This is a genomic window from Streptomyces sp. NPDC020362 (assembly GCF_040642095.1).
GTDB lineage: Bacteria > Actinomycetota > Actinomycetes > Streptomycetales > Streptomycetaceae > Streptomyces.
The window spans coordinates 1-10,774 of sequence record NZ_JBFAET010000047.1; the positions used below are offsets into that span (position 1 = coordinate 1).

The 10,774-nt window shown below is 72.0% G+C and carries 9 protein-coding genes; 3 read left to right on the forward strand and 6 right to left on the reverse strand.

The window, feature by feature from the left end:
• Positions 1 to 509: 509 nt before the first annotated feature.
• Positions 510 to 2,633: a fructose-specific PTS transporter subunit EIIC gene (locus AB0H32_RS19170; protein ID WP_361121551.1), complete on the forward strand. Its 2,124-nt coding sequence runs from the start codon at positions 510 to 512 to the stop codon at positions 2,631 to 2,633.
• A gap of 276 nt (positions 2,634 to 2,909) precedes the next feature.
• The gene (gene lepB / locus AB0H32_RS19175) at positions 2,910 to 3,590 is read left to right on the forward strand and encodes a signal peptidase I (RefSeq protein ID WP_361121554.1); all 681 of its coding nucleotides are present in this window, start codon (positions 2,910 to 2,912) and stop codon (positions 3,588 to 3,590) included.
• 95 nt (positions 3,591 to 3,685) lie between these two features.
• On the opposite strand, the gene AB0H32_RS19180 is transcribed toward lepB, so the two are convergent.
• The 6 genes from AB0H32_RS19180 to AB0H32_RS19205 all read right to left on the reverse strand — a co-directional run bounded on the left by AB0H32_RS19180 (position 3,686) and on the right by AB0H32_RS19205 (position 9,876).
• Complete coding sequence (locus AB0H32_RS19180) at positions 3,686 to 4,666, reverse strand: cation diffusion facilitator family transporter (protein WP_361121556.1); 981 nt, start codon at positions 4,664 to 4,666, stop codon at positions 3,686 to 3,688.
• Positions 4,667 to 4,798: 132 nt separating this feature from the next.
• Positions 4,799 to 5,950 carry a mannose-6-phosphate isomerase, class I gene (manA, locus tag AB0H32_RS19185; protein ID WP_361121559.1) on the reverse strand — a complete coding sequence of 384 codons (1,152 nt, stop codon included), beginning with the start codon at positions 5,948 to 5,950 and terminating at the stop codon, positions 4,799 to 4,801.
• Positions 5,951 to 6,057: 107 nt separating this feature from the next.
• Positions 6,058 to 7,185, reverse strand: coding sequence for an SIS domain-containing protein (locus AB0H32_RS19190; protein WP_361121562.1), 1,128 nt, complete (start codon positions 7,183 to 7,185; stop codon positions 6,058 to 6,060).
• A gap of 216 nt (positions 7,186 to 7,401) precedes the next feature.
• Complete coding sequence (locus tag AB0H32_RS19195; RefSeq protein WP_359063054.1) at positions 7,402 to 7,572, reverse strand: Trm112 family protein; 171 nt, start codon at positions 7,570 to 7,572, stop codon at positions 7,402 to 7,404.
• Between the two features lie 351 nt (positions 7,573 to 7,923).
• A complete protein-coding gene (locus AB0H32_RS19200) occupies positions 7,924 to 9,288 on the reverse strand; it encodes a phosphomannomutase/phosphoglucomutase (RefSeq protein WP_361121565.1) in 1,365 nt (454 codons plus the stop codon).
• A gap of 162 nt (positions 9,289 to 9,450) precedes the next feature.
• Positions 9,451 to 9,876, reverse strand: a complete 426-nt coding sequence (locus AB0H32_RS19205) for a DUF3499 domain-containing protein (protein WP_361121568.1) — start codon at positions 9,874 to 9,876, stop codon at positions 9,451 to 9,453.
• Between the two features lie 306 nt (positions 9,877 to 10,182).
• Between AB0H32_RS19205 and AB0H32_RS19210 the strand changes: the two genes are divergently transcribed.
• Positions 10,183 to 10,635, forward strand: coding sequence for a metallopeptidase family protein (locus tag AB0H32_RS19210; protein WP_361121667.1), 453 nt, complete (start codon positions 10,183 to 10,185; stop codon positions 10,633 to 10,635).
• The last annotated feature ends 139 nt before the right edge of the window (positions 10,636 to 10,774 follow it).

Consider the following 10,774-nt stretch of genomic DNA (forward strand, 5'->3'; position numbering starts at 1 on the left):
TCGGCGACCTTGAAGTCCTGCCGGTTGTCGACAGTCGTCATTGCGAACTGCTCCTCGGGATCGGGTCGAGGTGGGTACGGCTGGTCTGCGCGGCGGCGGACACAGGTGTGCCCGAGATGAGGACACAGGCATGCCCACGTACGCGCAGCGCAGTCCGTCGGAGGCCCTCTCTCCCTCGGTCGGTCCGCATCAGGACCGCCCGACCGCCATCAGCAGCGACGTCTGGCTCTGTCCCAAGCTACACCGGAGCGCCCCGCCGACCCCAGTCCGCCTCCGGACAGTTCGAGCCGATCGAGGAGCTCGGCCGGGGGCGGACGGGGGGCATCGAAGCGGTGGGCCGGTGCCCGGAAAGCATGGGGCACGAGCCAACAGACCAGGATGAACAGGGAATTTCACGTCTTTGAGCGAGAGTCGCGGTGTTGCAGGATGCAGGGTGATCGGGAGTTCCGATCGATCTCGCGGGGCGACCGGGACGGCGCCTCGTGTGACGACGGCGTTAGGAGATCGACGTGACCAGTCCGACCGGCCCTCCCCCCACGGGCAGCGGCGATGACCAGCGGCAGCGGATCAAGCTGCTCGCGGTGACCGCGTGCCCGACCGGCATCGCGCACACGTACATGGCGGCGGAGAAGCTCGCGCAGGCGGCGGCGAGCCGTGGCATCGAGATGAAGGTGGAGACCCAGGGATCCATCGGAGCCGAGAACGTCCTGGATGACAACGATGTCAGAAGCGCGGACGGCATCATCGTCGCCGCAGACAAGGATGTCGACCTGAGCCGTTTCGCGGGCAAGCGCGTGCTGACGGTCCCGGTCGCCGAGGGCATCCACCACCCGGAGCGGCTGATCGAGCAGGTGCGGTCGGCGCCCGTGCACAGGCCCGACGGGGCTTCCGCCGGACCGGCGGCCCCGGCGGGCGGTGGCAAGGAGCGGAGCGCGGTCTACAAGGCGCTGATGAACGGCGTCTCGTACATGATCCCGTTCGTGGTCGTCGGCGGTCTGCTGATCGCGGTCTCGCTGGCGTTGGGCGGCCATGCGACGGCCAAGGGGTACGTGATTCCGGAGGGCACCTTCTGGGCGCATGTGAACGCGATCGGCGGGATCGGCTTCCAGCTGATGATCCCGATCCTGTCCGGATACATCGCCTACGCCATAGCCGACCGGCCGGCCCTGGTGCCCGGCATGATCGGCGGCTGGATCGCCAACACGGGGGCGCTCTACGACTCCAAGGCGGGCGCAGGCTTCATCGGGGCGATCGTGACCGGGTTCCTCGCCGGCTATCTGGTCCTGTGGATCAAGAAGGTCCGGGTCCCGAAGTTCGTGCAGCCGGTCATGCCGATCATCGTCATCCCGATCGTGGCGACGACGGCGCTCGGACTGTTCTTCATCTACGTCATCGGCAAGCCGATCTCCTGGGTGTTCGAGCACCTGACCAGCTGGCTCGGCGGGATGACCGGCACCAGTGCGGTGCTGCTGGGCCTGATCCTGGGGCTGATGATCTCGTTCGACATGGGCGGGCCGGTCAACAAGACCGCGTTCCTGTTCGGTGCGGGGCTCATCGCGAGCGGCAACCAGACGGTGATGGGCATGTGCGCGGCCGCCATTCCGGTGATGCCGCTGGGGCAGGGCCTGGCCACGCTGATCCGCAGGCGGCTGTACACCGAGCAGGAGCGGGAGACGGGGCTCGCGGCGCTGTTCATGGGCTGCTTCGGGATATCCGAGGGAGCCATCCCGTTCGCAGCGGCACGGCCCGCGCAGGTGATTCCGGCCAACATGCTGGGCGGCGCGGTGGCCGGTGCGGTCGCGGGGCTGGCCGGGGTGAAGGACGCGGTGCCGCACGGCGGGCCGATCGTGGCGGTACTGGGTGCCGTGAGCGGCGTTCCGATGTTCTTCGTGGCCGTGGCGATCGGCACGGTGGTGACGGCCTTGACGACGGTGACGCTGGTGGACGTGGCCGAGCGCAGGAGGGGTCCCGCGTCGCCCGGCGGGTTTGAGCCCGTGCCGGCCGGGGCCGGTGCGGTCGTTCCCGGCCAGGCCGGGCACGAGCCCGTGACGGTCGGCGCCGCTGCGGTGGTCGGCGCCGCCCCGTCGGCCACCGCTTCGGCGGTCGTGGAGCCGGTGGCCCATGGCTCGTCCGCCGAAGGGGCGGCCGGCGGTGCGGGTGCCTCCGGTGAGATGCCCGAGGTGCTCTCCGGGCACCTCACGGAGCGGACGGTCAGGACCGCCCTCGCCGCGGACGGCAAGGAGGCCGCGATCCGGGAGATGGCGCAGCTGCTGAGCCGCAGCGGGCGGGTCACCGATGTCGAGGAACTGGTGGCGGTCGCGCTGCGGCGCGAGGAGCAGGGGACGACCGGGCTCGGTGAGGAGATCGCGATCCCGCATGCGAAGACGGACGCGGTGACCGCACCGGTCGTCGGGTTCGCGCGGTCGGACCGGGGCGTCGAGTGGGGGTCGCTGGACGGTACGAAGGCCCGGCTTGTCTTCATGATCGCGGTTCCGGAGGCGGCAGCGGGCGACGAGCATCTGCGGATCCTCGCGCTGCTGTCCCGCAAGCTGATGGACCCCGGCTTCCGGGAGCGGCTGCTGGCGGCAGCGGACGAGCGGGCCGTGCTCGACGTGCTCGGGGAGGTCGGATGAGGTGACGGGAGGGGCCGCGCGGGTCTGCCCCCGGCAGCCTCAGGCCCGCACAGCCCCCACCACACGCACCACGCGCTCCGCGCACCCCAAACGCACCACACGTCGCGCGCCGCGCACATCACGCACCGCGCGCAGCAAACGCACCGCACATCACGCACCACGCGCACCACGCGCCCTGCACACACACCGCAGGCACCACCCGCACCACCCGCACGGGGAGTTCACAGTGGGTCGCTATTCTCCGCGCCGCGGACGGACCGCGTGGGGAGGACGGACATGGCAGGCAGAGGGCGGGGACTGGGAATCGCGGCGCTCGTGGTGGGGCTGCTGGGGCTGGCGCTGGCGGTCGGCACTTTCGTCCATCTGCGGACGGCATACGGAGCCTCGACCATGTCGGGCAGCAGCATGACGCCGACGTACGAACAGGGGGACCGGATCATCTGGGAGCGTGTCGACGGGAGCGAGGTGCGGCGGGGCGACATCGTGATGTTCACGGCGCCGCCGTCCTACGGTGTCGAAGGGCTCCTGATGAAGCGGGTCATCGGCGTGGGCGGTGACCGGGTCGCGTGCTGCACGACCGTGGGCTCGCGGGAGCGGGTGACCGTGAACGGGAAGCCGGTCGAGGAGCCATACGTGTACCGCAACGACCCCGACGGCGTGCACAGGCCGTACGACGTGAAGGTTCCGAAGGGCCGGCTGTTCCTGCTGGGCGATTACCGCGCGAACTCTCAGGATTCGCGTTTCCACCTCGACGAGCAGGGCGGGACGGTGTCGGCGGGCGCGGTGCAGGGCCGGGTGACGGACGATCGTACGGACCCGGCGCTGCTCGTCGGTGCCCTGTTCCTCGGGGGCGTCCTCGTCCTGACCGGCATGGGGCTGGGGATCGGGGCGTGGGCCGTACGGCGGCGAAAGGCGGCGCAGGTGCCGCCCGCGCCGTGGCCGGTGCAGCCGGTCTGACCACGACGTGCGTCCGGCCGGGAGGACGGACGAGGACGGACGACGGACGACGGGGCCCGCCGGACGATCGGCGGGCCCCGTGGCCGTGCAAGGGCTCAGTGGCCGGTCGCGTGCGGGTTCGGGCCGCCCGGGGTCGCCTCCGGGTCCGGCCCCTTGGCGGCCTCGGCCTCGCTGTAGATGTCCGGTTCGAGGTAGATGACGCGGGCGATGGGGACGGCGGCGCGGATGCGGGCCTCGGCCGCGTTGATGGCGTTCGCGACCTCGGCGGCCGTGTCGTCGTGTTGCACGGCGATCTTGGCGGCGATCAGCAGTTCCTCCGGGCCGAGGTGGAGGGTGCGCATGTGGATGACGCCGGTGACCGTGTCGCCGTCGACGATCGCGGCCTCGATCTGCTTGACCACGTCGATGCCCGCGGCCTCGCCGAGCAGCAGCGACTTGGTCTCCGCGGCCAGGACGAGCGCGATCAGGACGAGCAGGACACCGATGCAGACCGTGCCGACGCCGTCCCAGACGCCGTTGCCGGTGAGCAGGGCGAGGCCGACGCCGCCGAGGGCGAGGACCAGGCCGATGAGCGCGCCGAAGTCCTCCAGCAGGACGACGGGCAGCTCGGGCGCCTTGGCACGGCGGATGAACTGCGACCAGGACAGCGTGCCGCGCAGTTCGTTGGACTCCTTGATGGCGGTCCGGAAGGAGAAGCCCTCGGCGATGATCGCGAAGACGAGGACACCCACCGGCCAGTACCAGTGCTCCACGTCGTGCGGGTGGCTGATCTTCTCGAAGCCCTCGTAGATGGCGAACATGCCGCCGACCGAGAAGAGGACGATCGAGACCAGGAAGGCGTAGATGTAGCGCTCGCGGCCGTAGCCGAAGGGGTGCTGCGGGGTCGCCTCGCGCTGGGCCTTCTTGCCGCCGATCAGCAGCAGGAACTGGTTGCCGGAGTCGGCGAGCGAGTGCACGCCCTCGGCGAGCATCGACGAGGAGCCGCTGAACGCGAACGCCACGAACTTCGATGCCGCGATCGCGAGATTGGCGCCGAGTGCCGCCACGATCGCCTTCGTACCGCCTGACGCGCTCATGTGTCCGCGTTGTCCCTTCGCCCTCGTACGTCTACGCCGCCCAGGCGTGTGCCCGGCTTTGCCCCTGCTTTGCCGGTGGGTCATTCTTGCAGCCCGCCGGGGCGGCGGTGCGTCAGGTATCCACAGCCCCGGTCATACGATCACAGTGGCACGGAAGACGGTGCCCGCGCCGGACACCTCGGCCTTCTCGCCCGCCGGGACGAAGACCGACCGGCCGGGGGCGAGTTCGTGATCGCCCGCCCGGACGGAACCGGCCGTGCAGAGCAGGATCTGCGGGGTGTCCAGGGTGAGGTCGTGGGCGGCGGCGCCCTCGGGGAGGACGTACCGGGAGAGCCGGAACTCGTCGATCGGCGTCTCGTAGACCTCCTCGCCGTCCGGGGAGGCCTCGGGGCGCAGCACGCCCGGGTCGCCGGCCTCGAAGCGGACGACGCGCAGGAGTTCGGGGACGTCGATGTGCTTGGGGGTCAGGCCGCAGCGCAGGACGTTGTCGGAGGTGGCCATGATCTCGACGCCGAGGCCGCTGATGTAGGCGTGCGGGATGCCGGCGCCGAGGAACAGGGCCTCGCCCGGCTGCAGGCGGACGTGGTTGAGGAGCATGCCCGCGATGACGCCGGGGTCGCCCGGGTAGTGGTGGGCGAGGACCGCGTAGGGGGCGTAGTCGCCGCCGAGACGGGTGCAGGCGGCGGCGGTCTCGGCGACCGTGCGGGCCATGTCCTCGGGGTCGGCGGTGAGGATCGCGGTGAGCACCTCGCGCAGGGCCGCGTCCTCGGGGTGGGCGTGCAGCACGTCGACGTACGGCTTGAGGGAGTCGACGCCGAGGCCTTCCATGAGGTCGGCGGCCCGGACCGGGTCACGGAAGCCGCACAGGCCGTCGAACTCCGTGAGCGCGCAGATCATTTCGGGCTTGTGGTTGGCGTCCTTGTAGTTGCGGTGCGGGGCACCGACGGGGATGCCGCGCCGCTCCTCGTCGGCGTAACCCTCCTTGGCCTGCTCCAGGTTGGGGTGCACCTGGAGGGAGAGGGGGGCGCCGGCGGCGAGGATCTTGAGCAGGAACGGCAGCCCCGGGCCGAACTTCGCGACCGTCCCGGCACCCAGTTCGCCCTTCGGATCCGCCTCGATGACCTCGAGGAGCGTCCCGCGCCCGGTGCGCGAGGGTGCGCCCGGGTGCGCGCCCATCCACATCTCCGCCTGCGGTTCGCCGGTCGGCTCGTCGCCGAGCAGGTGCGGGATGGCGGTGGGGGAACCCCAGGCGTAGGGGCGGACGGTGTTGTCGAGGCGGTCCATGTGGTTTCTCTGTCTCCCTGCGTACGCTGCTCGGCCGGCGCCGGGGCCGGTTCCGTACCCATGATGGGCGCGGGTCGGCCGGCCCTGAGGGCCGACCCTGAGCAAGGTCAGGCCCCGGAAGCGAGCGCCAGGTAAACGGCGGCGAAATCCGTGATGGCGATCAGTTCCGCGAGGGTCTCCAGTTCGACGCCCTCCTCCGGTTCGAGTTCGCTGATCGGGGTGTCGTGGCTGAGGGCCAGGTCACGGGCGGCGGGGGCGGCGGTGAGGCCGCCCATCGGGCGGTCGCGGAGCAGCACCACGCGCGCGTGCATCGCGGGCGTCTCCTCCACGCGGTCCCGGAAGAAGTCGTCCGGATCGGCGCTGGCCGCGAGCGGGCCGGCCAGCAGCGCGCTGTGGGCGGCGAGCGCCTCGGGGAGTTCGGCAACCAGGGCGGGGCGGCCGGCGAGCTCGGCGAGGGCGGCGGCGAAACGGCGGCCGGCGGGCCCGGCCGAGCTGCCTTCCGTCCATACGACGGGCAGCGCGTCGGCGAGCTCGGCGGCCAGGGTCTTGGCGGGGTTGCTGTAGGTCACGATGGCCGGGCCGCAGCGTTCGGCGATCTGGTCCAGACGGTCGGCGACCTTCTCCAGGTCCTCGGGCGCGGCATCGAGCAGGCCGATGCGGTCGAGGAGCGCCAGCAGCGGGGTGAACAGGGCCCAGAAGACGCCGGGCGAGGACGCGGCGAGGGGCTCTTCAAGGTCGTACGGCGCCGTCGCCATCGGGACGAACAAGCCGTGCGCGCCGGTCACCGCCTCGGCGAGCGGGGTGCCGGCCGGGGCCACGGCGGCGACCGAGCAGCCGTGGCGGTAGGCCTGCTCGGCGAGCAGGGAGAGGCTGGGTTCGGTGCCGTCCGGGGTGGCGATCAGCAGCAGGTCGACGGAGCCGGCCCAGCCCGGGAGTTCCCAGCGCAGGGCGCCTGCGGCCGGGGCGACGCCGGTGGGGGCCAGCCGGGTGACGGGACTGCCGGGGCCGGCCAGGCTGCCGAGCAGGTCGGCGGTGTGGGTGGCGGCGGCTCCCGGGCCGGCGATGAGCACGGCGCGGGGGCGGCCGTCGGGCTTGAGATCGCCCACGCCGGCCTCGGCGGCGTGCCGGGTGGCGGTGCGGACGCGGGCGCCGGCCTCCGCCGCACCGCGGAGGAGGCCGCGACGGTCGGCCTCGGCGAGGTCCTGCGGGGTGTCGAGCAGCGATTCGTCGAGCATGGGCGGCAGCCTCCGATCACCGGGGGTCGAACGCGGGGTGAGCACCTCGTCGTCACGGGGGGTGAGCACCTCGTCGTCACGGGGGGAGCCCTGTGCGCGGGGCTCTACGTCCCTTCGTGCGGGCTCTACGTCCCCTCGTGCGGGACTGGCCCTTTCATCCGGGACTGACGACCCTGTGCGCGGGGCTACGGCCCTGTGCTCAGGGTGGTGGCCGTCTTACGCGGGGCGGCGGGCCTCGTCGACGAGCAGGACCGGGATGCCGTCGCGGACGGGATAGGCCAGGCCGCAGTCCTGCCCGGCGCAGATCAGCTCGGTGTCCTGCTCCTTGAGAGGGGCGTGGCAGGCCGGGCAGGCGAGGATCTCCAGGAGGCCGGCTTCGAGCGGCATGGGGTGTCCCTTCGGGCTGATACGGATTTGCTGATGTGCTGGTCAGCGTACCGCTGGTGGAGGGGTTGGGCCGGGCCTCGCGCGCCGTCCAGGGGGCGCTGCCCCATGGACCCCGGGTTTTTCGCCCGCCCTCCCTCGCGCTCGCGCGCGCAGCGGGGCCCCGTCCCGGCCCGGTCGGCCGGGAAGCGAGCTCCCGGGGGGAGGGCTCGGGCGGCCGAGCGGACCGGGCCGGCGTGAGCGGGCGGGAGGCCCGAGGTCCGGGCCCGATGTGGACAGGCGGGAGGCCCGAGGCCCGGGCCGGACATGGAGCCCCCAGGTCCGGGCCTGACGCGCAGCTGCCCTGTCCCGGGCTCAGGCCCGGATGATCGCCAGAGCCTCGTCGCGGATCTTGTTCATCGTCGCCTCGTCCTTCGCCTCCGCGTTCAGGCGCAGAAGCGGCTCCGTGTTGGACGGGCGGACGTTGAACCACCAGTCGGACGCGGCGACCGTGAGGCCGTCCAGGTCGTCCAGGGTGATGCCGTCGCGGCCCTCGTAGGCGGCGCGGATCGCGGCGAGACGAGCGGCCTGGTCGGCGACGGTGGAGTTGATCTCGCCGGAGCCGGCGTAACGGTCGTACTGGGCGACGAGGGCGGACAGGGGGCCGTCCTGACCACCGAGCGCCGCCAGGACGTGCAGGGCGGCCAGCATGCCCGTGTCGGCGTTCCAGAAGTCCTTGAAGTAGTAGTGGGCGGAGTGCTCGCCGCCGAAGATCGCGCCGGAGCGGGCCATCTCCGCCTTGATGAAGGAGTGGCCGACGCGGGTGCGGGCCGGGGTGCCGCCGTTCTCCTTCACCACCTCCGGGACGGTGCGGGACGTGATCAGGTTGTGGATGACGGTGCCCTTGCCGCCGTTGCGGGCCAGCTCGCGTGCGGCGACCAGCGCGGTGATCGCCGACGGGGAGACCGGGTTGCCGTTCTCGTCCACGACGAAGCAGCGGTCGGCGTCGCCGTCGAAGGCGATGCCCAGGTCGGCGCCCTCCGCCGGGACCCGCTTCTGCAGGTCCACGATGTTGGCCGGGTCGAGCGGGTTGGCCTCGTGGTTGGGGAAGGTGCCGTCCAGTTCGAAGTACATCGGGACGAGGGTCAGGGGCAGGCCCGCGAAGACCGTGGGGACCGTGTGGCCGCCCATGCCGTTGCCCGCGTCGACGACGACCTTCAGGGGGCGGATGGAGGCCAGGTCGACGAGGGAGAGCAGGTGCGCGGCGTAGTCGTCCAACGTCTCGCGCGTGGTGAGGGTTCCCGGCTCGGCGGCGGGCTCCGGGGCGCCCGACTCCAGCCACCGCTCGGCCAGTTCGCGGATCTGGGTGAGGCCCGTGTCCTGGCCGACGGGGGCGGCGCCCGCACGGCACATCTTGATGCCGTTGTACTGGGCCGGGTTGTGGGAGGCCGTGAACATCGCGCCGGGGAGGTTCAGTGCGCCCGAGGCGTAGTACAGCTGGTCCGTGGAGCACAGGCCGATCTCGGTGACGTCCACCCCGCGGTCGGCCGCGCCGCGCGCGAAGGCGCGGGACAGGCCGGGCGAGGAGGGGCGCATGTCGTGGCCCACGACGATCGCCGCGGCGCCTGTCACCTCGGCGAAGGCGGCGCCGAAGAGGCCGGCCAGCGACTCGTCCCACTGGTCCGGGACCACTCCGCGTACGTCGTACGCCTTCACGATCTGCGACAGATCACCAGCCACGGCCAACCCTCCTGAAAGTCCTATGGGTGAGCACAAACTACCCGTCAGGGGTAAGGGCGAGGTGTGCGGACACCATGTGGACTCCCAGCCGTAACCCCTGACGGGGGTGGCGAGGAGTCGCGTGCGGTGGCGTTCGGGGGCCGTGCGCCGGTGGGAGGGGCGTCAGTTGTCCGGGGAACGCAGGACCCGCAGATGGCCTCGGCGGGCCACCTCCATGGGGTCCACGGTGCGTGCTCCGCCGCCGCCCGCCTGCGCCGCCCGCTGCTGGGGCCGGGCCGCCTCGCGCACGGCGTTGGCGAGCGCTTCCAGATCGTCCCCGCTGGGCCGTGCGGGAGCGGAGCCGTCGAGGAGGCGGACGACCTCCCAGCCGCGGGGGGCGGTGAGGCGCTCGGAGTGCTCGGCGCACAGGTCGTAGCAGTGGGGTTCGGCGTAGGTCGCGAGCGGGCCGAGGACCGCGGTCGAGTCGGCGTAGACGTACGTCAGCGTCGCGACGGCGGGTCGGCCGCAAGCGGTGCGCGAACAGCGACGTACAGGGCTCACGACGTTGGACGGTACCGCACTCTTGAGCGGGCCGCGACGACTCTCCACCGGGTCACTCCACCGTGTCGCCTTGTGAAACACCGCACACATCCTACCCAACACGCCCTGCTGACCTGCACGGACGGGTTCACGCAAAGTCCGCGGCCGGGCTGCGCATGGTCATGAGTCGGTACAAACAACGTCAATTGGCTTGAGTTCGGTGGTCTTGGAGGGTTACGGAAACGAGCCAGACCTTGGCCGGAATGGTCAAGCTTCGACATACGGTCGTTAGTGGCTTGTTGCCGTGCGCTCGGCGGCGGGTTGGCGCGTGGGGGCCGGGCGGGCCGAGCGCGCGGGGACTACGCTTCACCAGTGATGGACAACCGTGTACCACCCCGCGCCACCGGCCCCGGGCCCCGTCGCCGTGATCGTCACGGGCGGGGCATGCGCGGGCCGATCGCGCCGCCGCAGGTGCCGCTGGCGGCCAGCCGTGCCGAGGTGTTCGCGGACCTGGTGCAGGACTCTGTCGAGCGTCTTGAGCGGCGATGGCCGCAGCTGGCCGACATCGACTTCCTGGTGCTCGAGGTGCCCCGGCTGGACGGGCGGGGCACGGAGGGCTGGAGCGACGAGGCGGTGCCGCTGGGCGGGGTGATCCCTGCGCGTGAGGGGCGGCGGGCGCGAGTCGTGGTGTACCGGCGGCCGGTGGAGATCCGGACCAAGGGGCGGGACGAGCGGGCCGCACTGGTGCACGAGGTGGTGGTGGAGCAGGTGGCCGAGTTGTTGGGGCTGACTCCGGAGACTGTGGATCCTCGGTACGGGGAGGATTAGGCGGGGTACGGGGGGCTGGGCTGTGCAGGTGCCCCGTGCTGCGGCCGGGCGGGGGTTTCGCACGCCCGCACCGGCGGGGTGCCTCCCCGACTCCCCGCTTCGCTCGAGCGGGGGACCCCCATCGCCCGACCGCCCCGTT

Coding starts and splice junctions, on each gene's coding strand:
- lepB (WP_361121554.1), top strand. CDS start 2,910: ATGGCAGGCAGAGGGCGGGGACTGGGAATCGCGGCGCTCGTGGTGGGG.
- AB0H32_RS19195 (WP_359063054.1), bottom strand. CDS start 7,572: ATGCCGCTCGAAGCCGGCCTCCTGGAGATCCTCGCCTGCCCGGCCTGC.
- manA (WP_361121559.1), bottom strand. CDS start 5,950: ATGGACCGCCTCGACAACACCGTCCGCCCCTACGCCTGGGGTTCCCCC.
- AB0H32_RS19210 (WP_361121667.1), top strand. CDS start 10,183: ATGGACAACCGTGTACCACCCCGCGCCACCGGCCCCGGGCCCCGTCGC.
- AB0H32_RS19180 (WP_361121556.1), bottom strand. CDS start 4,666: ATGAGCGCGTCAGGCGGTACGAAGGCGATCGTGGCGGCACTCGGCGCC.
- AB0H32_RS19190 (WP_361121562.1), bottom strand. CDS start 7,185: ATGCTCGACGAATCGCTGCTCGACACCCCGCAGGACCTCGCCGAGGCC.